This window comes from Citrobacter sp. RHB21-C05, from assembly GCF_013889015.1.
GTDB classification, from domain to species: domain Bacteria; phylum Pseudomonadota; class Gammaproteobacteria; order Enterobacterales; family Enterobacteriaceae; genus Citrobacter_A; species Citrobacter_A sedlakii.
Genome location: NZ_CP057611.1, coordinates 2,869,885 through 2,894,983 on the forward strand (window position 1 = coordinate 2,869,885; position 25,099 = coordinate 2,894,983).

Here is a 25,099-nt window from a genome sequence, read left to right on the forward strand (position 1 = left end):
TGCCTTCCTTAAAGCATGAACGACAATGAGAAGTACTAATAAATGAATAACGGTATGAACCAGGACGGCTCATTAAAGATTATTAATTATGGACATCCTCCCTATTTATTTGCAAACCATCCTTTTTTTTACCCTTGCATAATAATCCGGGAAACACCCTTCGTCCTTTCATTCCCTCGGCGAAAATAGATGAAAAAATACTTGCAGCGGCACTTAGAATGTGAATTGCCAGGATTGAATAATAAAAATAATTACTCCCGCCAATGAAAGGGCGGGACCAAAAGGAATTTGTCGGTCATTGCCCGTGGATTTATATAACAACACATAGATAACGATGCCAGTGAGCGCGGCAAGCAGCAGAATGTACGGCAACGGTTGCCAGCCGCACCAGGCCCCCAGCGCGGCAAACAGTTTACCATCCCCCTGCCCCAGTCCCTCGCGCCCGGTCAACAGGCGACATCCCCAATAGACCAGCCACAACGACAGATAACCGGCTATCGCGCCATAGAGGGCGTCGGTTAACGGTAGCGTATGAACACAGGCGTGGAACAACAACCCGGCCCACAACAGAGGCTGGGTTAAACAGTCCGGTAGCAGCAGATAACGGGCGTCGATGAAGGTGAGCGGCAACAGGCCGGTCCACAAGATCCACAGCGCGATCAGCGCAGGCAACGAAGGCGCGAAGGCGGCGGACAGCGCAAAGAAGAGCGCGCTGAGGCATTCGACCATTAACAGACGAAGCGGGATAGCGGCCCGGCAGTGGCTGCAGCGTCCCCGCAGACAGCACCAGCTCAACAGAGGAATATTTTCCCACCAGGCCAACACGTGTCCGCATGCCGGACAGTGCGAGGCGGGAAACAGCAAATTCCCTGCGTCTTCTTCCTCCAGCAGCATCGGCGGAAGGCGCTCGATCACCACGCCCAAAAAGCTGCCGATGATACTGCCGAACACGCCGCTCATAACGCAAAACCCCAGCGGATAGCCCTCTCTGAAGGCGGTCAGGGCATTCATGCGGCTTTTTTCCAGCTCAGTACCAGCGTCGCCTTGACGCTGCTGGCGCGGTCGACCGGCATTAACGCCATTTTTTCCAGACGCACGCCTGAGGAAAGATTCAGTTCACGCAGCCAGTTTTTCAGTTCAACAACGTTCACCTTCTCAACAACAAGTTCGAGAGACTGCTCATGCTGGCGAATATCCGTCAGCGGCAAATGGATCTCTTTCGCGCTCTCTTCGATCACCTGGCGCGGATTACTGGTTTTTAATACCTTCGCCTGCAAATGATTTTTATCGATCTCTTCGCGCATCCAGCGCAGAGTCTCTTTTTGCCGTAATAATGTCGATTCGCTGTTTTTAATCATAGTGTCCAGCGGGATGATGCCGCCGTAATAGACCGCGGCACAGCACAGCGCCGCGGCGCACAGCGTAAACAGGTTACGCTCGCGCGGACTGTAATTCTGGTAACGCGCTTTCAGTTGGGCAATACGCTCTTTCATTTATATTTCCCGGAGACTATCGCCGTAAAGGGCGCCTGGGTGGAGACGGGTTGCAGGGTAAAATCAAAACTGCCGCGGGCCTGGTTCACAAATGACTGGATCGCCTGCGGGTCCGGTGACGACAGGCTCAGGGTAAGCTGATTTTGCGCCTCGTTATATTCCAGTTGGCTTAATTCCACGGCGGGCACGTTTTTTTTAATTTGCGCCAGGGCGTCAAGTTGTAAAAAGACCCCTTTCGGCTGTTTTTTGAGATTCTGACCAAAATGATACTTAATGTTGGTCTGCTGGCGCAGGCTGGGGAAATAGTGTTGCGCCACCTGAACGATCTCTTCCTGCGCCTGGTTTTCCTGCTGCACCAGCATCCAGGCCATGGCGATCCGCGGGCCAATCATCAGCCCCACGGAAAGCGCCACGGCGGCGGCCAGCATCGCTTTCCCATGCCGGAAGCCGTGCGTGCCGGAGGCTAAAAAGGGACCGTGCAACATATTGGCGCGGCAGGTTTTCCACTGCGGCTGAATCAGCGTCAGAGGATGCTGCCACGCCCGCTGTTCAGTAATGACGACGCCGGACGGGACGTCGCCGTAGCAGCAAATGTCGCCATCGAGATCGCGGGTCAAAAACGGCATCAGGGCGGCATCTGCCTCACAGGCGCTAAACGGCGCGGCGCGCAGCCACCAGCTGTCGCCGCAGGAAACCAGGGTCGCGCCGCCTTCGCTGACGGGCAGTAAAATGGCATCCGGCAGAACCTGAATCACCTTCAGCCCCGCTTTTTCACAAAGCGAAAGCCAGAAGCGCAGACGTTCTGCGTCAATCGCCACCGCGTCCACCTCACGGCCTTTTTTGCGCAGTACCGTCCAGTGCAACGTGTCCACATCGCCAATCAGCGTTTCTTCCGCCAGCCACGAGAATGGCGCCGACTGGATGGAAAGCCCTTTTTTTGGCAGTGTAAACTGGCGAAAGACCAGTTCGCTGGCGGGCAACAGCAGGCAGACGCGCGTTGCCAGCGGACTGTCTGCCAGCGTGCTTAAGGCGGCGCGATTATCCAGAACGTTCACCTGCTGCTGGCCGGAAATACACCACGCAATTTTCCCGTCCTCATTCGCGTCGGGACGAATAAAAAGTACCTGTTTCATTGACTATGACTCTTCTTATTCCATTATTCGGTAGCGGCGTTGCCAGGTCGTAACCTTCCCGGCTTCCTTATCAACGTGCAGTTGGCTGACAACGCGCAGCGTTAAATCATCGGTATTCCCGGTGCTGTTAACCCGGAAATCGTTGCTGTTCACCGCGATAAATTCCTGAACCTGGGTCAGAACTTCTTTGCTCTGCGGGTAGTTTGTTTCTAATTCCTTGCTGAAAGCCTCGACCGACTCCCACCCCTCTTGCGGACGGGAAGCAAGCAAGCGCGACGCGTCATCTTCACTCAGTTTTCCGAGGAACAGCGCCGACAATAGCGTCGCCTGCTCAGGCTTAAGGGTGTTCACATCGACCGTGCCATCGGCGTCCGGCAGGGCGCACAGCAGGGTGCTGGCTTTGGGCCAGGCCGCAGGCGGAAACGCCGGTAGCTGTGTGATCTCACCGATAGTACGCATCATCTGGTTCGCAGGAAGCCGCTCCGGCAGCGCGCCGGCCCACGCATCGTTCTCCTGCCCCTCTTTCGCCGTGATACTGTCACCGTCGAGGTAATCCACCAGTTGTTGATACACCTCTTCTGCGGCCACAGTGCTGACACCACTGTCGGCCAGCAGTTGTTCAATAATTTGCTCTTTGACCGGTTTCGTCGGCAACGCGGCGGCATCTGTGGCCGTCGCCGTTTTTTCTTCCGCCAGCAGGCTGTTGACATTGAAGCAGCGCCGGGCGTCCTCAATCTGGCTGACCACCGTGTAGTATTCCCCCTGGGTTTCCAGCGGCTCGCGCCATTCGCCCTCTGGTGAAAGCCCTTTGCTTTCACCGCTGGTGAGGGTTTGCAGACGATCTTTAATCACCTCATCCTGGCGTTGCATCGCCCAGCGCAACTGCTGCTGGCTCACCTGATATCGGGTTTTCTGCAAATTGCGACAGAACTGCTGGCTGATTTTTGCCGCCAGCGCGGACATCATGACCAACAGGATCAGCACCACCAGCAGCGCGACGCCGCGCTGTTTGTCTGTTTTCATTTTGCCTCTCCGGTCGGTACGGCGGCGGCAGGCGTCGCGACCTCCGCTGCGGGAGAGGTTGGCGGCGACGCGACGTCCGCTGGCGCTTCCGGCTTTTTCGCTAACTGAATTTCCGGCATCTCCCCGGGGGTGAGAAACACCCAGCGCCAGGTTTCGCCGTTTGTCATCGTCAGCGTCAGCTCCACGCCGTCTGGCTGGTGAGCGGGGTCCGTCCAGGCGTCCTGCCAATCCTGACGCCAGAAGCGCCAGCGCATCTCTTTCACGTCGCTTAAAATGGGCACCTCTTCCGGTTTGGCGCGGGAAGGGCTGTCGATCGCCGGCCAGACGTCGCGCCACAGGCGGTGCTCCTCCAGCCGCCAGCGCACGCGCTCCAGCCGGACATCGCCGCTCAAGGCGCTCAGGGTACTGAGTTCAACGGCGTTCCCATCCTGTCGAAACACCTCCGGTTCATTGCGCGGCGCGCGCGCCTGAAGCTGGAAGAAATCGCGCTCCAGCAGGTTATAGGCGCGCTGTAGCTGATTGAGCTTCGTCGCCGCGGTGTCCGTTGCCGTCGTGGTGCGCATCGCGCCGTCGAGTATTTGCCATGCCAGGATGCTGATCACCGCAAAAATGGTCAGGGCAATCATGATCTCCAGCAGGGTAAAGCCCTGCTGACGCGGGAGTCGCTTACTCATGGCGTGTCCTCCGGCGGAATGATGCTCAGGACGATCACCGGCTGGCTTTCGTCGCCTTCGGCATAAACCGCAATGTCGTTGGCAAACACCTTGTTGTCTTTTTTCACCCGCTGGATCTGCCAGCTCCAGGTGCGTCCGCCCATCGTTTCGTCGCCTTTTTCAGCGGCATCAGGAAACGGGCGCTTTTCCAGCTGCGCTTCGGCCAGTTGATTTTCCGCCACCCAACTGGCCTGCAGCGTGTCCGCCAGGCCGTGGGTAAAGCGCACGTTCAGCGAAACGGAATTCATAAGCGCCAGCGCCGCGGTGGAGAAAATCACCAACGCCACCATGACTTCCAGCAGCGTCATCCCCTGCTCTTTCATCCTACGTTTAGTCATTATTCTCTACCGACACCGGCGAGGCGCCCTGCGACACCACGCTAAAATGGTGCTGTTTGTCGTCACTTTGCAGGGTCAGACGAAAGCGGGACATCTCCCCGTCGGGTAAAAATATTACCTGCGGTTCGGACGTTACCGTCGCCGCCAGACGCTGTGGCGAAAGGGAGATATGCATCGTTTCCGGAAACTGGCCGTGAGTGTAAATACGCCCGGCGGTGAGCGGTTCCCAGCGCCGTTCGCCATTTTTTTCGGCCGGGGCGACAAGTTGATATTCCGATGGCGTTATGACCAGCCCGATAATAGTGCCGTCCATTACCGCGCGGTCGGAACCGTATTCAACGAGAGATTTTATTTGCTGGCCAAATATATCCGCACCACTGCGCGATGGAATCGTCGACACGACCATCATGGCGCAGCTGGCAAATATCACCAGCGCCAGAATAATTTCCAGCAATGTAAACCCACGCTGTTTTTTCATCACTTATCTTTGTTATCTAACGACCAGTTCGTAATATCATCGGCAGTGTTCGCTTCGGCATCCGGCCCCGGCGAAAAGATATCTACCGCGCCGTGCTCGCCCGGACTGACGAGAATATAATCATTGCCCCACGGATCCTGCGGCAGGCGACGAATATAACCGTCAGTACGATAGCCGTTCGGAATTGGCGCGATTTCCGGCTTCGTCACCAGTGCCTGCAGGCCCTGTTCGCTGGTGGGATAACGGTGGTTATCCAGCTTGTACATATCCAGCGATCCCTCCAGCGCCACAATGTCGCTGGTCGCCTTCTGGGTATCGGCTTTCTCTTTATTTCCCATCAGGTTTGGCACCACCATGCTTGCCAGAACGCCAAGGATGACGATCACCACCATTAATTCGAGCAAAGTAAACCCGGCCTGACGCGTCAGGTTTTTTCTTTTTACAGACATAATTAACCCACCATATTATTGAGCTGAAGAAGCGGCTGTAATATTGACAGCACGATAAATAAAACCACTGTCGCCATTGTCACCACCAGTGCCGGTTCAAATACCGACAGCGTTAATGTAATTCGATGTTGTAATGCAGATTCCTGGTTTTCCGCTGCCCGATCCATTAATCCGCCGAGTTCGCCGCTCTCTTCGCCGGAGGCGATCATGTACAACATGGTTGGCGGAAATAATTTCGCCTGTTCCAGCGCGTTATATAACGACGCGCCCTGGCGTACCGTGTCCGCCGCCTGCTCCAGCGCCTGCCGGGCATACAGGTTTTCAATCCCGTCCATCGCGATATACATCCCTTCCAGCAGCGGGACGCTGCTGGCCTGAAGGATGCTCAGCGTGCGGATGTAGCGGGCGCTGTTAATGGCGCAGACCAGTTTTTTCAGCGGCGAGCCGTTCACCAGCCAGCGGTGATAAACAAAGCGGTTGCTCTCTTTTTTAAGCCAGGCCTTAAAACCGACACCCCCGCCCACCAAGCCGCCGCCGATCACCATGCCGTAAGCCTGCAAAAAGTCGCTCACCGCGATCAGCGTGCGGGTGGTGATCGGCAATTGCTGTTTCATGTGGACAAACTGTTCGATCACCTGCGGCACTACCGCCACCAGCAGTATGGAGATGACCGCAATCGCCACCACCGTCAGGGTGATGGGATACACCATTGCCTGCGACAACTTGCTTTTCATTTTTTGTCGTTGTTCGTTGTACTCCGCCAGCTTTTCCAGCACATCACCCAGATGGCCGGTTTTTTCGCCCGCCATCACCAGGGTGCAGTAAAGCTTGTCAAAGGTGCGGGAATACTGGCTAAACGCGTCGAACAAGGTGTGCCCTTCCACCACCTTTTCGCGGATGTCAGTGACCATCGCCGCCAGCTTTTTGTCTTCCGTCTGCCTGGCAATCGCCTTCAACGCGCTTTCCAGCGGTAGCGCGGCGTTCACCAGCGTCGACAGTTGACGGGTAAACATCGACAGCACCGGCGTGGCGAGTTTCACCCCTTTTCGGGCGCTATTCCCGGCTGCCTGTTCGCGGGTAACGGTGATGGTCACCGGCATCAGCTTTTGCTCACGCAGGGTCTGGCGAACCTGTTTCGGTCCGTCGGCCTGCAGCGTGCCGCGCCGGGTTTTCCCGGCGGCGTCGGTGGCGGTCCAGGCATACCATGCCATTATTCGTCTCCTCCGCGCTCGGCGGTGACGCGCATCACCTCTTCCAGCGATGTGACGCCGGAAATCACCTTCAGCAGACCGTTCTCGCGCAGACTCCAGGCCTCTTTAAACATCTGCGTCTCGATGGACATTTCATCCTGGTCTTCGTGAATAGCGCGACGCATGGCGCTGTCGACCACCAGAAATTCATGGATCCCGGCGCGTCCCTGGTAACCGCTCTGGCGGCACTGTTCACAGCCCACTGCGCGATAAATCGCCTTCGGTGGTTTTTCCATAAACGTGAACAGCGCTTTTTCATTGTCTTCCAGCGGACTGCTTTGCCGGCAGTGGGGGCACAACCGGCGAACCAGACGCTGGGCAATGACGCCAAGAAGCGATGAACCAATTAAAAACGACTCCAGCCCCATATCGCGCAAACGGGTAATCGCCCCCGCCGCGCTGTTGGTGTGCAGCGTAGACATGACCAGATGACCGGTCAGCGACGCCTGCACCGCGATCTGCGCGGTTTCGCCGTCACGAATTTCCCCGATCATCACCACATCCGGATCCTGACGCAGGATTGCGCGCAGGCCGCGGGCAAAGGTCATGTCCACGCGCGGGTTGACCTGGGTCTGCCCCACCCCTTCCAGCTCGTATTCGATCGGGTCTTCGACGGTCAGAATGTTGCGTTCATGACCGTTGAGCGCCGACAAAATGGCGTACAACGTGGTGCTTTTACCGGACCCCGTCGGCCCGGTGACCAGGATAATGCCGTGCGGACGCGCGATCAGCCCTTTCAGCCTGACCAGTTCCTCCTCGATCAGCCCGAGTTTGTTGATATCCGGCTTAAGATTGCTTTTGTCCAGCAAACGCATCACCACGCGCTCGCCGTACTGCGATGGAATAGTGGAAACACGCACATCCACCGCTTTACGCCCGATCCGCAAAGAGATACGGCCATCCTGCGGCAGACGTTTCTCGGCGATATCGAGCTTTGACATGACTTTGATACGTGACACCAGCAGCGGCGCCAGCTTGCGCGCGGGCTGTAACACTGGGCGCAGGACGCCGTCGACGCGAAACCGGATGCTCAATGTGCGTTCGAAGGTTTCGATATGGATATCCGACGCGCCGTCTTTCACCGCTTCGCCAAGAATGGCGTTGATCAGACGGATCACCGGTGAATTTTCGTCATTATCAAGCAGATCTTCGTTGTCCGGGATCTCCTCGGTGAGCGCCATCAGATCGATATCCGCGTCCATATCATCAACCAACTGCTGCGACACGCCGCTGTTCTGCTGCCAGATTTTCGCCAGCATTTCGTCGAACGCCTCTGCCGTCACCACCGTTGGGGTGAAGGCATAGCCCAGCGCCCGCCGCATTTCCAGCAACGCAAACGCAGGCGCGTTTTCACGGATATACACTGTGTTGTTATGGATCAGCACGCCGTTATCTTTGGCGAAGCTGCTGCTGCATAACTGTTTGCTGAGTTCGTCCATGCCGCCTCCGCCTTATTCTTTAAACGGGTTGCGGGAGGTGGACGGCGTGGCGCGGGTTTTCACTGGCGCGGCGTCGGGAGTCGGAAACGCGGGTAAAACAGCGTTGTCGCCCGGCTCCAGAATACCCAGTTTTTTCTCTTCCATACGCTGCAGCTGACGGGCGCGAACCTGGTCGTATTTCTCTTTCGACGCCGCGCTGTAGTTGTCGTCGTCGCGCAACACGGTGGTATGGATAAACACCATCAGGTTACGCTTAGAGGTATCCTGGGAGGTATAGCGGAACAGTTGTCCAACCAGCGGAATGTCGCCCAGCAGCGGCACCTTCGAAACGTTCTGCTTGGTGACGTTCTCAATAAGGCCGCCCAGTACCACTGTTTGTCCGCTGTGCACCATCACTTCGTTATTGATAGTGCGGGTATTAAACGTTGGGCCTAACGAAGAATCCTCGGTAGAGCTGGCATCCACACTGGAGACTTCTTGCTCAATCTTCATGTGAATCATGTCGCCGTCGTTAATCTGCGGCAGGATCTTGAGTTTGGTACCGACGGTTTTACGCTCAACGGTGTTAAACACATTGTCGCCCGTGGTGGTCTGCGATCCCGACAGCACCGGCACGTCCTGCCCAACGTTAAATGACGCTTCTTTGTTATCCAGCGTCACCACGCTCGGCGTGGACAGAATGTCGTTTTTGCCGTTGGTGGACAGCGCGGTCATCAGCGCGCCAAAGTCGCCGTTGAAGAAGCCGGTCGCCATCCCGGTGAAGCTCACCCCTTTCATACTGCCGTCTTTAATTTGACTGATTGGCAGGCCGGTTGCGCCAAACTGTACTCCGCCGTGTTTCCCTGTCCACTGCACGCCGAGATCGGTTCCCGCGCCATCCTGCACTTCGGCGATGATCGCTTCCACCAGCACCTGCGGACGGCGGATGTCCAGCTTATCGATCACTTTTCCAGCGAGTTCATTACGTTAGGCTGGGCGGTAATCACCAGCGAGTTGGTGGACTCGTCGGCGGTAATGTTCAGTTCGTTATTGGCGGTGGCCGTTTTACTTTTCGTGGCCCCCGGCTTGTCCTTCAACTGCTCGCCAATGCCGGTGAGCACAGGCACCACCTTCGCGGCGTTAGCATATTTGAGATAAAAGACGCGGGTATTGCCTTCGTTACTTTGCTCGCGATCCAACTGGGCGATCAGCGCGCGCGTACGCGTGCGCGCCTCTTCGCTGCCGCTGATCACCAGGCTGTTGGTTTCATCATCAGAGACCACTTTGGTAGCCAGCTGCGGCGCGTTCTGCCCTTTTTGTTCTTCGTTGTTGAGGTTATTCAACATGTCCGAAAGTTCTTTGGCGGAAGCATAGTGCAGCGGAACGATTTCGCGGCGCTGCACGCCGGAACGATCCACGCGCTGCACCAGATCCACCAGCCGGTTCACTACCGAAGCTTTGCCGGTCAGCAGCAGCACGTTAGAGGGTTCGAAATGCACCACGTTGCCGATCCCGGTGGCGTCATTAAGCTGGCGAAGCAGCGGCGCCAGTTCGCGTACCGGCACGTTTTCCATGCGCACCACGCGGGTAATTATTTCATCGCCTTTGCCCGGATTTTGGCTGTCGGCAATCGGCGCGCCTGCGGTTCTTGCCACCGCAGACCGCACCACTTTTATCATGCCGTTATCCATCGGAATAACGGAAAGGCCATACAGGTCCAGGACGCTAAGAAAGAACTGATAGTATTCTTCTTCCGTTAATACGTTATACGTACGGACCGATACATTTCCCTGTACGGAAGGATCGACAAGAATCGTTTTATTCAGATTACGACCTACCGTATCGATAAACTCACGGATATCGGTGTTTTTAAAACTGGCGCTAAAATTCGCAGCAAATAGCGACCCGGAGTATAAAGCCAGGGTTGTCAGCGTCACACACGCCCAGGGAAATTTCTTCATGATCGTTCACTTGTTAATTATTTAAAACATTAACCTGAATATTTTCCAGGTGCGTATTCCGTTTCACCACTATTGCCGCCTGTTTCATCGTTGACCAGTTGGCGATAATACTTTTGGCCTGTGCGGCCTGAGTCATGTCAACAGAATTAACTCTTACAACCACATCGCCCTTTTTTAGCCCCATGTCGTGAAAAAAGGGCGAGGCGTCGCGGGGATTAATTTCGTAGCCTTCCAGCTGACCTTTTTCAATATGCGGTTTCAACACCAACCGATCGTTAAGATGCAAGCTTTCCGCGCCTGCGTCCGCGGTAGGTTTTGCCACCGGTCCGCTCTCTACGCCGCCTTTAAAGTAGTCCGGCTTTTTTAGCGCCAGTACTTGCGTAGTACCTTCGTAATTAACCACCACATTATCATTGTTAATTTCCTCAAGGTACGCATCATTAAAGCCCACCAGCGTTTCACCTTCGCGATAACTTTTTTGTCCTGCCGGTGTTTTGATAACGGCAAAAGAGAGCCATTTTTCATCGCTACTGACGATGCCCTCAATTTCTGCGGACAACGGGGTCTTTACTGCCACGGGAGAATTCGCTTGCCAGACGGCAGGCTGAAACAGGGCAAATTCCTTTTCTGTGTCACGCGTATTCCGCACTTTATTTTTGGCGGCATCTAACTTATTCGTAACTTTTCTATAATCTTTATAGACGACATACCCCTGATGCCCGCTAAATATTAGCAAGAGAAACATCACGCAGGGTGCAATCAGTCTGGAATAAAGTTGCATCCTCATTCTTCAACTGCCTTAAATAACACTGAATTTCGCAGCATCGGGCTGCGCCAATATGTGAAATGAATACTACTGAGAAGATTGAACAGCGACCATCTGCAATATCAGCAACTTTACAGGAAAAAATCGTTGACGCTTTTTTAGGTTGATGCTAACCCGAAAAAAATGAGGTTCATTTTCTCCTGTACAGAGTTTGCTCAGCCATCGCCCTTCCTTTATTTTTTCGCCAATGTTTTTGAAAGCCAAGTGCGCCGTGAGTCATCATGTATCTGAACCATTTTAAATTTACCAGCCAGCCGTATGGCAGCGTGACCCGACGTCCGGGGATGTTTTTAATTCCGTATCTCCAGGATATTTTTGGTCTGTTGCTGGCGAAAATAAAGACTCCGGGCATGATGGGCCTGTTTTCCGCCGAGCCGGAATTGCTCAGTGCGTTCATTGAAAATTTGCGCGAACAGCACCCGTGCGCACAAACCCTCAACGCCTTTCCGAAGCTGAGCGGCAATACCCTGCTGTACAAGCTCAATCCGGCCACGCAAACGAGCAAGAATAAATTACACGCCGTAGATGCTGTGCTGCGTCTCTGGCAGGAAGAATCGCCTTCGCGACGCCAGAAAGGCAAGCTGCTGATGATCTCCACGGCGGAAGCGATCAAGGACAACTGCTGGGACGTGCTGGCGATGCTGCTGGTGCGTGCCGAAGAGTCCGGCTTCCCGCTGACCATCCTGCTGACCGGCAGCCCCGAACAAGAGTCACGCCTGCTCAACCACTCCGGGCTGCGCTCACGGGTTCATACCTGCCATACGCTGCGCCCGCTAACCTGCGGCGAATTCCATGCCTACGTCGAGGTGCAGACCGAAGCGCATCAGGCGGAGACGTCGCCGTTGACGCCCGCCCGTGTGCGACGGATGCACGCGCTGACCAGAGGCCAGGTGAGCCAGTTGAACAAGCTGGCGCACCTGGCGATGCTCGCGGCCTGGACCGAACGCGCGGCCACCGTTTCACCGCGTCATTTACGTTTAGCCGCAGGCGAAATCATTCCCGCCAGGCCGCGCGGTCGCCGGTTCGCCGCCATGGGTCTGCTGACCTCGGTGGCGTTCGCCTGCTGCGCCGGGTATTTCTCTTCCGCGCTGACGGCGCATCTTCCCGTCCCCCTGCCGGTGCCTGTCGCCTGGCATAAAACGCAACCGAAGACAGACGGCCCCCGGGAACCGACGATTGAACGCGACGTAGTGAATCTGCCGGATGCTATGCATCAGCTATACACCATGTGGGGATATGACGCCTCGGCAAACGATGCGTTATGCCAGAACGCCGGACGGGTAAACCTGATGTGCCGGCAGGGAAATGCGTCGCTGGCGGCGCTGGAGAAAGCGGGATATCCGTGGATCGGCGAGCTCAAAACCGGCGATCACCTGAACTATGCCGTCGTGGCGCGGGTAGAAAAAGACACTCTCGATCTGCTGGTCAACAACCGTACCTGGCAGGTGAGCAAACGCTGGTTTAATCAGCATACCACCGGCAATTACACCCTGCTGCACCGCTTAACGCCGCAGGGGAAAGATGCAATCACCGCCGCCAGCGGCAAAACGGATTTGAACTGGCTGGATCAGGAACTGAGTCAGTTGCTGCACGAGCCCGTCACCCACGCGCAGGGCTGGACTGCCGATCTCGCCAGACGTACCCGCGAATTTCAGGGGAAAACGGGACTGCACGTTGACGGCATCGTCGGCGAAGAGACGCTGATGCAGCTGATGCGTGCCGCCAACAGTACGCCTGGCGTCGTGACGCAAACCGCAACGGTAAATCCGCCAGCGAAAACGCAAGGGAAGCCGCAATAATGTCCACCATTTGTCTTGCTGCTCAACGCAGCTTTGCGACCGGCGAGGCGGTCTATTTTTCCTACCGCCTGCCCACTATCCGGAAAAAAGTCTTTCAGACCCTGTTCTGGCTCATGACGCTGTTCGCTTTTGTCGTTGCCGGACTGTATGCGCATATTTACTGGCAATGCCGACACCCTGCGCCGCCGCCAAAGCCAGTGAAGGTGGTTAACCCCGACGTACACCCGTCTGATATGCATTATGTGTACGTTTCGAAGCCGTTCCCACCGCCAAAACCTGAACCGCTTCCGGCGGCGCAGGCACTTCCGCCTGTACAGGACGATGCGTTGTGGCAAGCCGATGACGACTGGCGGCAGGCGCATGACGGCGAATTATCCGCTGTGGCGCTGCCGGGTACAGAAAACCAGACGTCGTCCTTGCAGGAACGCTTCCTGCAAGCGCTACAGGAACAAAAAGCGGACTATCAGCAGGGAAAGGTACCGCCTCCCCCCGAGGATGAGACGCTGAACGACTATGACGCCATGCGGAAAACGCGCAGGATGGCGCAGACACCCCAAAATGCCCGGGGCCAACCGCTGCCTGACGACGCCTGATGATTGATATGATGAATGATTTACAGTGCAGAAGGACTAAAAAAGCCTCCACTTCCGTTTCATGAAGGGAGACTCCAGGGAGGATATTAGTATTTTTCAGGCAACGCTTTCATTGTAATTAAGCGTCCCTTTTCTATAACAATATAATTACCTTTTTTCAGATCAGACAGTATTTTGATGATCGTGCTACGGGCAAAGTTGGTGTATTCCTGAATATAATCATAAACGTTAATATCATAATCATGGTGGGTAATCAGCGCATTGATTTCAATCAGGAACTCACGGATGACGGAATAAGCATTGCGGGCGACCAGCATATCATCGCGTTTGCTTAACAGACAAATGTACCAGGATAAGACTTTCGTCAATTCTGGCCATAAATTATTTTCGGTCAAAAGCTGGAAGAACGCCTCTTTCCTGATGGAGCGAACAACCGTGTTAGAGCGCGCCAGACCATACATGTGGGGAGACTGATAGAACATCGCGGAAAGGCCAAAAATGCACTGTCCCTGCAACGTAAACATACACAATTCGTCCGAGACCCGGCGAAATTCAACCTGCCCGCTAATAATAATATGAATATAATCCGGATCGTCGGTAGTAATTTTCTGCCATTTTTTCAGTTTTCTTTCTTCATACCCTTCAGTGGCGGAAATAATGCACCCCATTTCGGTATGGGGACGTGTTTTTTTACCGTATATACTTAACATTGTTATACCTTACGCAGAATATTGATAATACGTGTGCTTAACCACCGCAGAAATGCGGTTTATAAACAACTGAATCGTTCCTGGTTCCCAAAAGGCAAGTAAAAGAAATAAAAAAGAGAAGAAATAATAGATTTATAATATTTTGAAAAGCATCCTGAAGACGAAATCAATCATAAATGAGACCAATATAAAGTCAATTAATCATAGATTAATTGACTTTTAACCTAGGATTAATCCCACCAGAAAAACCAGGAGGGGCGGCTCTGTCGCGCAGTCTGCGCCTATCCCTGCCCGTATTTCTCTAACAGCGCCTCGGCAATCGCCTGGGTTTGGGCATCCGCGACGCCATTCCATAGCGACGGGCGGAAATGCATCTGAAAGGCCATGATCACCCGCCGCTGCTCGCGCCCGGTCATATCAGGCGTGACTTCGTAACCATAGCGCGCCAGTAGGTCCAGCACGCTTGCGGGATCGACAGGCGTATGCGGCGCACGTCCGGCAAGATAAAATTCCACTCGCTGCGGGTCCGGCCAGGCGCCTATCCCTTGCTCCGCAAGCTGCTGCCAGGGAAACAGCGGGCCAGGATCGTCCTTACGCTGCGGCGCGATATCCGCGTGCGCCACCACGTTCTGCGGCTTAATGTCGTAACGGGAGACGATCTCTTTCGCCAGCGGTATCAGCGCCTGTATCTGCGCCGGTTCAAATGGCGCAAAGTATTTCTCGCCCGCCGACATCCGCCAGCCGCGGTTTTCCAGCTCGATACCGATTGAGGTGTCGTTGATGCGCGTCGCGCCGCGCCAGAAACTGACGCCTGCATGCCAGGCCAGCTCCTGTTCCGGCACCAGTTGCCAGATACGCGGCTTCCCCCGGTACCGCGGTGGCGCCGACGGGATCAGGTAATGCGAGCTGACATTTTTGTCCGTCAGCGTCGCCAGCGAGGTGTCAAAGTCATCCGCTGTGTAGTGGATCACCAGCACCTTGATGCGTGGATAAGCCGCCTGCGCCTGATGGCGCGTGTCGAGCTGGTATCCGTCTTTGTCGACAATCCCTTTTTCGCTCGCGCAGCCGGTCAGCAGCAGCGCGGCGGCCGCCAGCGACAGTAACGCTCTCATCGGCGCGTTTTTACCGCCGTGCCGCTCACGCTGACCATCAGCATACTGCCGTCTTTGCCCACGGTTTCATAGTCGATATCAATACCGACCACCGCATCGGCGCCCAGCGCTTTTGCCTGATCCCCCAGCTCTTCAAAGGCGATTTCCCGCGCTTTTCGCAGCTCTTTTTCATAGGCGCCGGAACGTCCGCCAACGATATCGCGGATACCGGCAAAAAAATCACGGAAGATGTTTGCGCCTAAAATGGCTTCGCCCGTGACCACACCGCAGTATTCCACGATGCTTTGTCCTTCCAGAGTGGGGGTGGTTGAAAACTGCATAATTACGCTCCTTTACTCAGCCATTGGCAAAATCATAAGGGATCGGGGCATAAGCGCACGATCGCAAAAGCATTATCAGACCGATACACTATTATTGAAAGGTTATAACTGAATAATGTAGAAGACTATTAGCAGAAGCTTATAAGGAAATCACTATGCGCTATTCGAAACTCTCCCTGCTTATCCCCTGCGCGCTGCTTCTCAGTGCCTGCACCACCGTCACGCCGGCCTACAAAGATAACGGACCGCGTGCAGGCGCCTGCGTGGAGGGAGGCCCGGACGATGTGGCTCAACAATTCTATGACTATCGCATTCAGCACCGCAGCAATGACCTTACCGCCCTGCGCCCATACCTGAGCGATAACCTGGCGAAACTGCTGTCTGACGCCAGCCGCGACGGCCAGCATCGTCAGCTTTTGAGCAGCGATCCCTTCTCCAGCCGCGCAACGCCGCCGGACAGCGCAAACGTCGCCAGCGCGTCGACCATTCCGAACCGGGACGCGCGCAATATTCCGCTGCGCGTAGAGCTGAAACAGGGCGAGCAGCGCTGGCAGGATGAAGTATTGATGATTCACCAAGGTCAGTGCTGGGTGATTGACGATGTGCGCTACCTCGGCGGCAGCGTCCATGCGCCAGCCGGAACCCTGCGCCAGTCGGTTGAGAACCGTTAATTTTTGACGTTACAGGCCGGATGGCTGCGCATTGTTTTATCCGGGCTACACGCAGTCCCACATCATTTTTTTCCTTTCTCGCGTAAATTGTCTGGCATTCTTCACAGAATGCCGACAATCGTGCTTGCGCCATCTTGCCGCCGCTATTTTGTGCTATGTTTAAGGGGAAATGCGCGCTATATTTAACTTTTAAAGCATAAATATTGCATAACTATTCTGCCAAAGGTACTATCTGCGGCTTCAATAGCTATCAGACGGCCAGTATACGAGTATCAATGAGTATTCAATTAAACGGCATTAACTGCTTCTACGGCGCGCATCAGGCGCTGTTCGATATCACGCTGGATTGCCCGCAGGGCGAAACGCTGGTGTTGCTTGGCCCAAGCGGGGCGGGTAAAAGCTCGCTGCTGCGCGTACTCAACCTTCTGGAGATGCCGCGGTCCGGTACGCTGGACATTGCGGGCAACCATTTCGACTTCCGCAAGACGCCGTCAGACAAAGCCATTCGCGATCTGCGCCAGAATGTCGGCATGGTCTTTCAGCAGTACAATCTGTGGCCGCATCTGACCGTACAGCAGAACCTTATCGAAGCGCCCTGCCGCGTGCTCGGGCTGACGAAAGATCAGGCCTTAGCCCGTGCGGAGAAGCTGCTGGAACGCCTGCGTCTGAAGCCCTACAGCGATCGTTATCCCTTGCACCTTTCTGGCGGCCAGCAGCAGCGCGTCGCCATCGCCCGCGCGCTGATGATGGAACCGCAGGTGTTGCTGTTTGACGAACCCACAGCCGCGCTGGATCCGGAAATCACCGCGCAAATCGTCAGTATCATTCGTGAACTGGCGGAAACGAACATTACTCAGGTGATCGTGACGCACGAAGTGGAAGTGGCGCGGAAAACCGCCAGCCGCGTGGTGTATATGGAAAACGGTCACATCGTCGAGCTGGGTGATGCGGGGTGCTTCGCCAACCCGCAGACCGATGCGTTTAAAAACTATCTCTCTCACTAAGATTCGGGACAACGACAATGAAAAAAGTTCTGATTGCCGCGCTTATCGCTGGCTTTAGCCTTTCTGCAACAGCAGCACAGACCATTCGTTTTGCGACCGAAGCATCCTACCCTCCGTTCGAGTCGATGGATGCGAATAACAAAATCGTCGGTTTCGACGTCGACCTGGCCAATGCGCTGTGTAAAGAGATTGACGCCACCTGTACGTTCACCAACCAGGCGTTTGACAGCCTGATCCCCAGTCTGAAGTTCCGCCGCTTCGATGCGGTTATGGCCGGGATGGACATCACGCCGGAGCGCGAAAAACAGGTGCTGTTCACCACGCCGTATTATGACAACTCCGCGCTGTTTATTGGCCAGCAGGGTAAATTCTCCAGCGTGGATCAGTTGAAAGGCAAAAAAGTGGGCGTGCAGAACGGCACCACTCACCAGAAGTTCATTATGGATAAGCACCCGGAAATTACGACCGTTCCTTACGACAGCTATCAGAACGCGAAGCTGGATCTGCAAAACGGACGTATTGACGGCGTATTCGGCGACACCGCGGTGGTTACCGAATGGCTGAAGGATAATCCGAAGCTGGCGGCGGTTGGCGACAAAGTGACGGATAAAGACTACTTCGGCACCGGCCTCGGCATCGCTGTCCGTCAGGGCAACACCGAGCTGCAGCAGAAATTTAACGCTGCGCTGGAAAAAGTGAAAAAAGATGGCACTTACGAAACCATCTATAACAAATGGTTCCAGAAGTAAGCCTTGATGAACGAATTTTTTCCGTTAGCAAGCGCCGCCGGGATGACCGTCGGCCTTGCCGTTTGCGCGCTGATCCTCGGCCTTGCGTTGGCGATGTTTTTCGCCGTCTGGGAGTCAGTTAAATGGCGTCCGGTCGCGTGGACCGGCTCAGCGCTGGTGACGATTTTACGCGGCCTGCCGGAAATTCTGGTGGTGCTGTTTATTTATTTCGGCTCCTCTCAACTGCTGCTGACGCTCTCTGACGGCTTTACCGTTAATCTGGGCGTCGTGCAGATCCCGATACAAATGGAGATCGAAAACTTCGACGTCAGCCCGTTCCTGTGTGGCGTAATTGCCCTTTCGCTGCTGTATGCGGCGTATGCTTCGCAAACCCTGCGCGGCGCGCTGAAAGCGGTACCGATTGGGCAGTGGGAGTCCGGCCAGGCGCTGGGGCTGTCGAAAGCGGCGATCTTCTTCCGCCTGGTGATGCCGCAAATGTGGCGTCATGCCCTGCCTGGTCTGGGTAACCAGTGGTTGGTGCTGCTGAAGGACACCGCGCTGGTCAGTCTGATCAGCGTCAATGACCTGATGCTGCAAACCAAGAGCATTGCGACACGCACCCAGGAGCCGTTTAACTGGTATATTATTGCCGCGGCGATCTATCTGGTGATCACCCTGATAAGTCAGTACATTCTCAAACGCATTGACCTGCGCGCGACACGTTTTGAGCGGAGACCGGGCTGATGTTTGAGTATTTACCTGAACTGTTAAAAGGGCTGCATACCAGCCTGACGCTGACGGTGGCATCCATTGTCGTTGCGCTGCTCCTGTCGCTGATTTTCACCATCGTTCTGACGCTGAAAACGCCGGGGGTGGTCTGGCTGGTGCGCGGCTATATCACGCTGTTTACCGGCACGCCGCTGCTGGTGCAGATCTTCCTGATCTACTACGGACCGGGACAGTTTCCGTCTTTGCAGGAGTATCCGGTTCTCTGGCATCTGCTGTCCGAGCCGTGGCTGTGCGCGCTGATTGCGCTATCGCTGAACAGCGCCGCTTACACCACACAGTTGTTTTACGGTGCGATTCGCGCAATCCCGGAAGGCCAGTGGCAGTCCTGCGGCGCGCTGGGGATGAGCAAAAAAGACACACTGGCGATTCTGCTGCCTTATGCCTTTAAACGCGCCCTCTCCTCGTATTCTAACGAAGTGGTGCTGGTGTTTAAGAGCACCTCGCTGGCTTACACCATTACGCTGATGGAGGTGATGGGTTACAGCCAGCTCATGTACGGGCGCACCTACGACGTGATGGTATTTGGCGCGGCAGGCGTCATTTACCTCATCGTTAATGGTCTTTTGACGCTGATGATGCGCTTGATCGAACGTAAAGCGCTGGCGTTTGAACGCCGGAATTAACCGTTCAGAAAGTGCATAAATCTGAATACAGAAAACGGACAAGTTGCTAACCTGTCCGTTTTTTTTATTCCCGTATAAAATATTTAATCATTTATATTGCATACAAATTCAAATGCTGGCATTGTAATTCCATGCCGCAGAAACGGCGCTTCATCATAACGGGAGTTCAACCATGAAAAAGTTAGTTCTGGCCGCATTGCTTGCCTCTTTCGCTGTCGGCGCGTCTGCCGCAGAAAAAATCAGCTTCGGGGTTTCCGCCACCTATCCCCCGTTTGAATCCATGGACGCCAATAACCAAATCGTCGGCTTCGATCTCGATCTGGCAAAAGCCTTATGTAAGCAGATGCAGGCAGAATGTACCTTTACCAATCATGCCTTTGACAGCCTGATCCCGGCGCTGAAATTCAGAAAATATGATGCCGTCATTTCCGGTATGGATATTACGCCGGAGCGGAGCAAACAGGTCGCCTTTACCCAACCTTACTACGCCAACTCCGCGCTGGTGATTGCCAGGAAAGATGCGTATAAAACCTTTGCCGACCTGAAAGGCAAACGTATTGGCATGGAAAACGGCACCACGCATCAGAAATACCTTCAGGACAAGCACCCGGAAGTCAAAACTGTCGCCTATGACAGCTACCAGAACGCGATTATCGACCTGAAAAATGGCCGTATCGACGGCGTATTCGGCGATACCGCTGTGGTCAACGAATGGCTGAAGAGCAACCCGCAGTTAGGGCCAGGAACAGAAAAAGTGACCGATCCCCAGTATTTCGGCACCGGTCTGGGCATCGCCGTTCGCCCGGATAATAAAGCCCTGTTAGAGAAACTGAACGCCGCGCTGACCGCCATTAAGGCGGACGGCACCTGGCAGAAAATCAACGACCAGTGGTTCCCGCAATAATGATTTACGGCCCGCAATGCGGGCCGTTATTTATGCATTCCGCACCAGCAGCGTCAGCACTTCATAATGGGCGGTATGAGGGAACATATCGAAAAGCTGCACGCGTTCGGGACGATAACCCGGTAAATCCGCAATGTCTTTTGCCATCGTACGGGCGTTACAACTTGAGTAGATGATAAACGGCGGGGCCATCTCGCTGAGATAATCGCATAGCGCTTTGCCAATCCCGCGACGCGGCGGATTCACCAGCACCAGTTGCGGGGCGCTCTCCTGAGCGGTAGCGAACTGCGTGGAGTCCAGCGCCTGAAAATGCAGATTCGTTAAACCGAGCTCTTTCGCCGACTGCTTCGCGCAGGCAATCGCCTCTGGGGAGATTTCAATCCCGGTTAGCCGCATCTCAGGCGTGGCGCAGTGCAGCCCAAAGCCGCCGACGCCGCAGAACAGATCCCACATATGGTTTACCGGGAGCTGGCGCACCCAGTCACGGGCGGTAGCATAGAGCTGGCTTGCCACCGTCGGGTTGGTCTGGAAAAAACTTTGTGGACGGATCCACAGCGGAACGTCGTTTAAACGCTCCGCCAGCGACGACGGTTCAGTCAGGAAGATCTCCGTCTCCCCTTCCATAATCGCCATGTGCACAGGCTGCAGGTTGACGCTGATGACCTTAAGCTGCGGCAGTTGCGCCTGCAGCGAGGGCAACGCGGCGCGCAGTTGCGCCAGCTTGGTTTCTGAACGCAGCACAAAGCGCAGCATCATGCCGCCATCGTACTGGCTTTCGGTAAGCAATATATATTTCAGCTCGCCACGCTTACGCGCCACGTTGTAGGGCGTTAAGCCCGCCCGGGCAATAAACGGCTTGAGGGCGGCGAAAACGGCAGCAAACGACGGCGGATAAAGCGGACAGTCGCAGAGATCTTCCGGCGTGCCGTCGCGGTGCAGCATCCCGAGCAGCGGTTTTTCCACGCTGCCGCTGACCACCATCTTGGCTTTATTGCGAAAGCCTTGTTCCGGCCCGCTGACTGGCGCGCGCCACTCCCCCACCGGGAAACCGGCAAGCAGATTGTTGAGATCGGCTGTTTTGGCGGAGAGTTGAACGTCAACCGGCTGCGTGATCCACGGGCAGGAGCGGCAGCGGCCGGCGTCATAAAGTGCGCAATACATACGGAAACCTTCAGATGTTCGGGGCGACGATTATACACATTATTCGGGCATTTGTAGGTCGCGCCAGGACGCCGTTTTTACTGGAGCTGGAAGAACCGGCGGCTGGTGGCCGGAACAAACAGCAGGCAAAGCACCAACATGTCCGGCAGCTTTTGCATCACCAGGGTATGCAGAATTTCCCGTTTTGACTCACCGGCGATGCTGAATAACTCCGGATACCCGTAGCCTAATGAGGCTGCCCATAAATAGCCCGCGGCGGTCACCTGGGTTAGTAAATAAATCCAGCGCGCCCAGTTGCGCCCTTTTACCAGCGAAAATGCGCACCAGATCTCAATAAACACCAGCACCAGGCTGCTCAAAAAAACCAGCGTCAGACTCCATGTTTGCACGCTGCGATGGATAAATTCGCCAAGCCCCCGAATGCCGAGCGTATTGAATATCATCAGCACGTCGAGGCAACGGATCATTATAATGGCGAGCGCCGCCACCTGCACCAGCGCGGGCACATTTAAACGGGCGTGTGATGAGGACGTTTTTTTGAAGAATCCCAATGTGTGACTTCCCTGAAAAACAGTGCCGCGACATGCGCGGCACTTCACTGGAAATTTTAATTGCTTCAGCCGCGTCTTGCACGCTGGATATCGCGGATTCGCTGTTTTTCCGTGCGCGCCATCAGATACCAGGCGATAAATCCGACAATTCCGACCACCCCGAGGATCAACGTAGCCAGAGCGTTGATTTCCGGGTTCACTCCCATGCGCACGCTGGAGAACACCAGCATCGGCAAGGTCGTCGCGCCGGGACCAGAAACAAAGCTGGCGATCACCAGATCGTCAAGCGACAGCGTAAACGCCAACAGCCAGCCGGAGACGATGGCAGGCATGATCATCGGTAAGGTGATCACGAAGAACACCTTCAGCGGCGTCGCGCCGAGATCCATCGCCGCCTCTTCAATAGATCGATCCAGTTCCCGCAGGCGCGAGGAGATCACCACCGCCACGTAGGCGGTACAGAAGGTGACGTGCGCCAGCCAGATGGTCAACATTCCGCGGTCGGACGGCCAGCCGATGGCGTGGGCGAGCGCGACAAACAGCAACAGCAACGAAAGCCCGGTAATGACGTCCGGCATTACCAGCGGCGCAGTAATCATAAAGGCGAAACCGTTGGCGCCGCGAAAACGACCAAAACGCACCAGAACGACAGCGGCAATGGTGCCCAGGATCACCGCCATTGTCGCCGCGCAGGCGGCTATCGTCAGGCTTAAGCCCACGGCGCTCATCATGGCGTCATCGCGAAACAGCTCGCCGTACCAGCGCGTCGACCACCCCGCCCATACCGTCACCAGTTTAGAGCTGTTAAACGAGTAGATCACCAGCATCAGCATCGGCGCATACAGAAACGTAAACCCCAGCACCAGAATCACGATGCGCCAGGGCGAACGTATTACCGGCAAATTGTTCATCCGTGGACGCCTCCGCTTTTTTGCTGGTGCTTGTGGAACCACATGATCGGAACGATCAGCAGCAGCAACATCACGATCGCCACCGCAGAGGCCACCGGCCAGTCACGGTTGTTAAAGAATTCCTGCCACAGCACGCGACCAATCATGATGCTGTCCGGCCCGCCGAGCAGCTCAGGAATGACAAACTCGCCGACAGCCGGAATAAACACCAGCATGGAACCGGCAATAATGCCGCCTTTGGTCAGCGGCACGATCACGCTAAAAAAGGTTTTCAGCGGGCGGGCGCCGAGATCGAGCGAGGCTTCCACCAGCGAATAGTCAATGCGCGTCAGAGCGGTGTAGATCGGCAAGACCATAAACGGCAGATAGGCATACACGATGCCGATATAGACGGCCAGGTTGGTATGCAGGATGGTCAACGGCTGGTCGATGACGCCAAGCCACAGCAGAAAGTTGTTTAACACACCGTTATTTTTCAGGATCCCCATCCACGCATAGACGCGAATAAGAAACGAGGTCCACGACGGCAGGATCACTAACAGCAGCAGGATATTTCGCGTCGACGGCTTGCTGTGGGCCACCGCCCACGCCAGCGGGTATCCCAGCAGCAAGCAGCACAGGGTGGAGATGCCCGCGACCTGTAGCGACTGCAAATAGGCGTCAAAATAAAGCGGATCGTCGGTCAACTGCAGGAAGTTACCGAGGTTAAGGGTGATCGCCAGCTGCCCGTCAGCCCACGCCATCAGCTCGGTGTACGGCGGGATCGCCCTCGCCATTTCCGCAAGGCTGATTTTAAAGACGATCAGAAACGGCAGCAGGAACAGCAGGATCAGCCAGACGTAAGGCAGCGCAATGACCAGTTTACGCCCGTGATTCATCTGCACGCGCGCCAGCCACAGCCGCAAACCGCCAGGCTTTTCTCCGCGTGCCGCAGGTTCAAGTGTACTCATTTTCGCTCCTTAAACCGTCAACACCACGCAGCTGTCGGCATCCCAGCACAAACGAACCTCATCGCCCCACGTCGGCAACCCTTTTCGGTAGCGATGGGCGTTCTGAAGCTGGGCGCTGATCATCTGCCCGCTTTTTAAGCGAACGTGGTAAATGGAGAGATCGCCGAGATAAGCGATATGCACCACTTCTCCCACGGCGAAGTTAACGCCATCGGCAGGCGGTTCTTCGCACAGCATGATTTTTTCCGGGCGCAACGCCACATGCACCGGCACGTTGTCCACCACCGAAGCATCGGGATCCACCTTCAGCGGATGCACCAGCCCCGGCGAATCCAGCACCAGGCCATCGTCCTGCCGCGCTTTCAGCACCCCTTCAAACACGTTAACCGAACCGATGAATTCCGCGCTGTAACGGGTGGTCGGATGCTCATAGATCTCCTCTGGCTCACCGATCTGGACAAACTTGCCGCGATTCATAATGGCAATGCGCCCGGCCATGGTCATCGCTTCTTCCTGATCGTGGGTGACCATGACGCAGGTCGCGCCGACGCGCTCGAGTATATCCACCACTTCGAGCTGCATCCGGTCGCGTAATTTTTTGTCCAGCGCCCCCATCGGCTCGTCGAGCAGCAATAATTTAGGCCGTTTTGCCAGGCTTCGCGCCAGCGCCACGCGTTGACGCTGGCCACCGGAAAGCTGATGTGGCTTACGTCTGGCGAACTCCTGCATATGAACCAGCCCCAGCATCTCTTCAACACGGCTGGCGATTTCCGCTTTCGGCAGTTTGTCCTGCTTCAGGCCAAAAGCGATATTCTGTTCGACGGTCATATGGGGAAACAGCGCATAGGACTGAAACATCATATTGACAGGGCGCAGATAGGGCGGGACGTGGGCAAGATCGACGCCGTCCAGCACAATGTGTCCGGCGGTAGGTTGTTCAAAACCTGCCAGCATACGCAGCAGCGTGGATTTCCCGCAGCCCGACGCCCCCAGCAGCGCGAAAATTTCACCTTTGTAGATAGTCAGGCTGACATCGTCGACCGCATGCTGGCCGTCAAAGGATTTTGTCAGGTTACGGATTTCCAGCAGCGGCGTCAGCGCCTTACGGGGTTTCGCCTGCGGGCGAGGTATCGCATCATTCACGGGGTGCTCTCCGGCGTAAATCAAAAATCGTGCAGGCGCCCCCTTTCG

The 25,099-nt window shown here is 55.4% G+C and carries 27 protein-coding genes and 1 pseudogene; 8 read left to right on the forward strand and 20 right to left on the reverse strand.

Going from position 1 to position 25,099, the window contains the following annotated elements; genetic code table 11:
* Positions 1–213: 213 nt before the first annotated feature.
* From HVX72_RS13795 to gspC, 12 genes and pseudogenes are all read right to left on the reverse strand, one after another.
* Entirely contained in the window at positions 214–1,011 is a 798-nt protein-coding gene (locus HVX72_RS13795) for an A24 family peptidase (protein WP_181821618.1), read from the reverse strand.
* On the reverse strand, positions 1,008–1,493 hold the full coding sequence (locus HVX72_RS13800) for a type II secretion system protein M (RefSeq protein ID WP_042284884.1): 486 nt from the start codon (positions 1,491–1,493) through the stop codon (positions 1,008–1,010). The genes HVX72_RS13795 and HVX72_RS13800 overlap by 4 nt, the downstream gene beginning before the upstream one ends.
* A complete protein-coding gene (gene gspL, locus HVX72_RS13805; RefSeq protein ID WP_181821620.1) occupies positions 1,490–2,626 on the reverse strand; it encodes a type II secretion system protein GspL in 1,137 nt (378 codons plus the stop codon). The genes HVX72_RS13800 and gspL overlap by 4 nt, the downstream gene beginning before the upstream one ends.
* Positions 2,627–2,641: 15 nt before the next feature.
* Positions 2,642–3,649 (reverse strand): type II secretion system minor pseudopilin GspK, encoded by a 1,008-nt coding sequence (gspK, locus tag HVX72_RS13810; RefSeq protein ID WP_181821622.1) that lies wholly within the window; start codon positions 3,647–3,649, stop codon positions 2,642–2,644.
* A complete protein-coding gene (locus HVX72_RS13815; RefSeq protein WP_181821624.1) occupies positions 3,646–4,323 on the reverse strand; it encodes a type II secretion system protein GspJ in 678 nt (225 codons plus the stop codon). The genes gspK and HVX72_RS13815 overlap by 4 nt, the downstream gene beginning before the upstream one ends.
* Entirely contained in the window at positions 4,320–4,700 is a 381-nt protein-coding gene (gspI, locus tag HVX72_RS13820) for a type II secretion system minor pseudopilin GspI (protein ID WP_181821626.1), read from the reverse strand. The genes HVX72_RS13815 and gspI overlap by 4 nt, the downstream gene beginning before the upstream one ends.
* Positions 4,693–5,178 carry a type II secretion system minor pseudopilin GspH gene (gene gspH / locus HVX72_RS13825; protein ID WP_181821628.1) on the reverse strand — a complete coding sequence of 162 codons (486 nt, stop codon included), beginning with the start codon at positions 5,176–5,178 and terminating at the stop codon, positions 4,693–4,695. The genes gspI and gspH overlap by 8 nt, the downstream gene beginning before the upstream one ends.
* Positions 5,178–5,627, reverse strand: coding sequence for a type II secretion system major pseudopilin GspG (gene gspG, locus HVX72_RS13830; protein ID WP_082636807.1), 450 nt, complete (start codon positions 5,625–5,627; stop codon positions 5,178–5,180). The genes gspH and gspG overlap by 1 nt, the downstream gene beginning before the upstream one ends.
* A gap of 2 nt (positions 5,628–5,629) precedes the next feature.
* Positions 5,630–6,838, reverse strand: coding sequence for a type II secretion system inner membrane protein GspF (gspF, locus tag HVX72_RS13835; RefSeq protein ID WP_181821630.1), 1,209 nt, complete (start codon positions 6,836–6,838; stop codon positions 5,630–5,632).
* On the reverse strand, positions 6,838–8,316 hold the full coding sequence (gene gspE / locus HVX72_RS13840; RefSeq protein ID WP_181821631.1) for a type II secretion system ATPase GspE: 1,479 nt from the start codon (positions 8,314–8,316) through the stop codon (positions 6,838–6,840). Before gspE ends, gspF begins: the two co-directional genes overlap by 1 nt.
* Positions 8,317–8,328: 12 nt before the next feature.
* A pseudogene (gene gspD, locus HVX72_RS13845) lies at positions 8,329–10,256 on the reverse strand (type II secretion system secretin GspD).
* Positions 10,257–10,269: 13 nt separating this feature from the next.
* On the reverse strand, positions 10,270–11,001 hold the full coding sequence (gene gspC / locus HVX72_RS13850; protein ID WP_042286188.1) for a type II secretion system protein GspC: 732 nt from the start codon (positions 10,999–11,001) through the stop codon (positions 10,270–10,272).
* A 302-nt stretch (positions 11,002–11,303) separates the two neighbouring features.
* Here gspC and HVX72_RS13855 point away from each other — a divergent pair, with 302 nt between their 5' ends.
* Both HVX72_RS13855 and HVX72_RS13860 read left to right on the forward strand, forming a co-directional pair.
* Positions 11,304–12,881: an ExeA family protein gene (locus HVX72_RS13855; protein WP_181821633.1), complete on the forward strand. Its 1,578-nt coding sequence runs from the start codon at positions 11,304–11,306 to the stop codon at positions 12,879–12,881.
* On the forward strand, positions 12,881–13,474 hold the full coding sequence (locus tag HVX72_RS13860) for a hypothetical protein (protein ID WP_181821635.1): 594 nt from the start codon (positions 12,881–12,883) through the stop codon (positions 13,472–13,474). The genes HVX72_RS13855 and HVX72_RS13860 overlap by 1 nt, the downstream gene beginning before the upstream one ends.
* 86 nt (positions 13,475–13,560) lie before the next feature.
* Here HVX72_RS13860 and HVX72_RS13865 read toward each other — a convergent pair whose 3' ends face one another.
* The 3 genes from HVX72_RS13865 to HVX72_RS13875 all read right to left on the reverse strand — a co-directional run bounded on the left by HVX72_RS13865 (position 13,561) and on the right by HVX72_RS13875 (position 15,616).
* Positions 13,561–14,184 carry a helix-turn-helix domain-containing protein gene (locus tag HVX72_RS13865; protein WP_042284916.1) on the reverse strand — a complete coding sequence of 208 codons (624 nt, stop codon included), beginning with the start codon at positions 14,182–14,184 and terminating at the stop codon, positions 13,561–13,563.
* A 281-nt stretch (positions 14,185–14,465) separates the two neighbouring features.
* Positions 14,466–15,296, reverse strand: coding sequence for an N-acetylmuramoyl-L-alanine amidase (locus tag HVX72_RS13870; RefSeq protein WP_181821637.1), 831 nt, complete (start codon positions 15,294–15,296; stop codon positions 14,466–14,468).
* On the reverse strand, positions 15,293–15,616 hold the full coding sequence (locus HVX72_RS13875; protein ID WP_042284921.1) for a heavy metal-binding domain-containing protein: 324 nt from the start codon (positions 15,614–15,616) through the stop codon (positions 15,293–15,295). Before HVX72_RS13875 ends, HVX72_RS13870 begins: the two co-directional genes overlap by 4 nt.
* A 155-nt stretch (positions 15,617–15,771) precedes the next feature.
* Between HVX72_RS13875 and HVX72_RS13880 the strand changes: the two genes are divergently transcribed.
* From HVX72_RS13880 to artJ, 6 genes are all read left to right on the forward strand, one after another.
* Positions 15,772–16,287 carry a lipoprotein gene (locus tag HVX72_RS13880; RefSeq protein WP_181821639.1) on the forward strand — a complete coding sequence of 172 codons (516 nt, stop codon included), beginning with the start codon at positions 15,772–15,774 and terminating at the stop codon, positions 16,285–16,287.
* A 275-nt stretch (positions 16,288–16,562) separates the two neighbouring features.
* Positions 16,563–17,291: an arginine ABC transporter ATP-binding protein ArtP gene (gene artP, locus HVX72_RS13885; RefSeq protein ID WP_042284928.1), complete on the forward strand. Its 729-nt coding sequence runs from the start codon at positions 16,563–16,565 to the stop codon at positions 17,289–17,291.
* Between the two features lie 17 nt (positions 17,292–17,308).
* Entirely contained in the window at positions 17,309–18,040 is a 732-nt protein-coding gene (gene artI / locus HVX72_RS13890) for an arginine ABC transporter substrate-binding protein ArtI (protein WP_060569877.1), read from the forward strand.
* A gap of 6 nt (positions 18,041–18,046) precedes the next feature.
* A complete protein-coding gene (artQ, locus tag HVX72_RS13895; protein ID WP_042284934.1) occupies positions 18,047–18,763 on the forward strand; it encodes an arginine ABC transporter permease ArtQ in 717 nt (238 codons plus the stop codon).
* Complete coding sequence (gene artM, locus HVX72_RS13900; protein WP_181821647.1) at positions 18,763–19,431, forward strand: arginine ABC transporter permease ArtM; 669 nt, start codon at positions 18,763–18,765, stop codon at positions 19,429–19,431. Before artQ ends, artM begins: the two co-directional genes overlap by 1 nt.
* A gap of 172 nt (positions 19,432–19,603) precedes the next feature.
* Positions 19,604–20,335 (forward strand): arginine ABC transporter substrate-binding protein ArtJ, encoded by a 732-nt coding sequence (artJ, locus tag HVX72_RS13905; protein ID WP_042284939.1) that lies wholly within the window; start codon positions 19,604–19,606, stop codon positions 20,333–20,335.
* Positions 20,336–20,365: 30 nt separating this feature from the next.
* On the opposite strand, the gene rlmC is transcribed toward artJ, so the two are convergent.
* From rlmC to potG, 5 genes are all read right to left on the reverse strand, one after another.
* The gene (gene rlmC, locus HVX72_RS13910) at positions 20,366–21,496 is read right to left on the reverse strand and encodes a 23S rRNA (uracil(747)-C(5))-methyltransferase RlmC (RefSeq protein ID WP_181821649.1); all 1,131 of its coding nucleotides are present in this window, start codon (positions 21,494–21,496) and stop codon (positions 20,366–20,368) included.
* Positions 21,497–21,573: 77 nt separating this feature from the next.
* Positions 21,574–22,095 (reverse strand): YbjO family protein, encoded by a 522-nt coding sequence (locus HVX72_RS13915; RefSeq protein WP_120714883.1) that lies wholly within the window; start codon positions 22,093–22,095, stop codon positions 21,574–21,576.
* Between the two features lie 17 nt (positions 22,096–22,112).
* Positions 22,113–22,958 (reverse strand): putrescine ABC transporter permease PotI, encoded by an 846-nt coding sequence (gene potI, locus HVX72_RS13920; protein WP_042284946.1) that lies wholly within the window; start codon positions 22,956–22,958, stop codon positions 22,113–22,115.
* The gene (gene potH / locus HVX72_RS13925) at positions 22,955–23,908 is read right to left on the reverse strand and encodes a putrescine ABC transporter permease PotH (RefSeq protein ID WP_181821651.1); all 954 of its coding nucleotides are present in this window, start codon (positions 23,906–23,908) and stop codon (positions 22,955–22,957) included. Before potH ends, potI begins: the two co-directional genes overlap by 4 nt.
* A 9-nt stretch (positions 23,909–23,917) precedes the next feature.
* Positions 23,918–25,051: a putrescine ABC transporter ATP-binding subunit PotG gene (gene potG, locus HVX72_RS13930; protein WP_042284953.1), complete on the reverse strand. Its 1,134-nt coding sequence runs from the start codon at positions 25,049–25,051 to the stop codon at positions 23,918–23,920.
* Positions 25,052–25,099 lie beyond the last annotated feature (48 nt).

Excerpts from the sequence above, each read along its gene's own strand:
- HVX72_RS13795 (WP_181821618.1), bottom strand. The coding sequence starts at position 1,011 with ATGAATGCCCTGACCGCCTTCAGAGAGGGCTATCCGCTGGGGTTTTGC.
- HVX72_RS13800 (WP_042284884.1), bottom strand. The coding sequence starts at position 1,493 with ATGAAAGAGCGTATTGCCCAACTGAAAGCGCGTTACCAGAATTACAGT.
- gspL (WP_181821620.1), bottom strand. The coding sequence starts at position 2,626 with ATGAAACAGGTACTTTTTATTCGTCCCGACGCGAATGAGGACGGGAAA.
- gspK (WP_181821622.1), bottom strand. The coding sequence starts at position 3,649 with ATGAAAACAGACAAACAGCGCGGCGTCGCGCTGCTGGTGGTGCTGATC.
- HVX72_RS13815 (WP_181821624.1), bottom strand. The coding sequence starts at position 4,323 with ATGAGTAAGCGACTCCCGCGTCAGCAGGGCTTTACCCTGCTGGAGATC.
- gspI (WP_181821626.1), bottom strand. The coding sequence starts at position 4,700 with ATGACTAAACGTAGGATGAAAGAGCAGGGGATGACGCTGCTGGAAGTC.
- gspH (WP_181821628.1), bottom strand. The coding sequence starts at position 5,178 with ATGAAAAAACAGCGTGGGTTTACATTGCTGGAAATTATTCTGGCGCTG.
- gspG (WP_082636807.1), bottom strand. The coding sequence starts at position 5,627 with ATGTCTGTAAAAAGAAAAAACCTGACGCGTCAGGCCGGGTTTACTTTG.
- gspF (WP_181821630.1), bottom strand. The coding sequence starts at position 6,838 with ATGGCATGGTATGCCTGGACCGCCACCGACGCCGCCGGGAAAACCCGG.
- gspE (WP_181821631.1), bottom strand. The coding sequence starts at position 8,316 with ATGGACGAACTCAGCAAACAGTTATGCAGCAGCAGCTTCGCCAAAGAT.
- gspC (WP_042286188.1), bottom strand. The coding sequence starts at position 11,001 with ATGTTTCTCTTGCTAATATTTAGCGGGCATCAGGGGTATGTCGTCTAT.
- HVX72_RS13855 (WP_181821633.1), top strand. The coding sequence starts at position 11,304 with ATGTATCTGAACCATTTTAAATTTACCAGCCAGCCGTATGGCAGCGTG.
- HVX72_RS13860 (WP_181821635.1), top strand. The coding sequence starts at position 12,881 with ATGTCCACCATTTGTCTTGCTGCTCAACGCAGCTTTGCGACCGGCGAG.
- HVX72_RS13865 (WP_042284916.1), bottom strand. The coding sequence starts at position 14,184 with ATGTTAAGTATATACGGTAAAAAAACACGTCCCCATACCGAAATGGGG.
- HVX72_RS13870 (WP_181821637.1), bottom strand. The coding sequence starts at position 15,296 with ATGAGAGCGTTACTGTCGCTGGCGGCCGCCGCGCTGCTGCTGACCGGC.
- HVX72_RS13875 (WP_042284921.1), bottom strand. The coding sequence starts at position 15,616 with ATGCAGTTTTCAACCACCCCCACTCTGGAAGGACAAAGCATCGTGGAA.
- HVX72_RS13880 (WP_181821639.1), top strand. The coding sequence starts at position 15,772 with ATGCGCTATTCGAAACTCTCCCTGCTTATCCCCTGCGCGCTGCTTCTC.
- artP (WP_042284928.1), top strand. The coding sequence starts at position 16,563 with ATGAGTATTCAATTAAACGGCATTAACTGCTTCTACGGCGCGCATCAG.
- artI (WP_060569877.1), top strand. The coding sequence starts at position 17,309 with ATGAAAAAAGTTCTGATTGCCGCGCTTATCGCTGGCTTTAGCCTTTCT.
- artQ (WP_042284934.1), top strand. The coding sequence starts at position 18,047 with ATGAACGAATTTTTTCCGTTAGCAAGCGCCGCCGGGATGACCGTCGGC.
- artM (WP_181821647.1), top strand. The coding sequence starts at position 18,763 with ATGTTTGAGTATTTACCTGAACTGTTAAAAGGGCTGCATACCAGCCTG.
- artJ (WP_042284939.1), top strand. The coding sequence starts at position 19,604 with ATGAAAAAGTTAGTTCTGGCCGCATTGCTTGCCTCTTTCGCTGTCGGC.
- rlmC (WP_181821649.1), bottom strand. The coding sequence starts at position 21,496 with ATGTATTGCGCACTTTATGACGCCGGCCGCTGCCGCTCCTGCCCGTGG.
- potI (WP_042284946.1), bottom strand. The coding sequence starts at position 22,958 with ATGAACAATTTGCCGGTAATACGTTCGCCCTGGCGCATCGTGATTCTG.
- potH (WP_181821651.1), bottom strand. The coding sequence starts at position 23,908 with ATGAGTACACTTGAACCTGCGGCACGCGGAGAAAAGCCTGGCGGTTTG.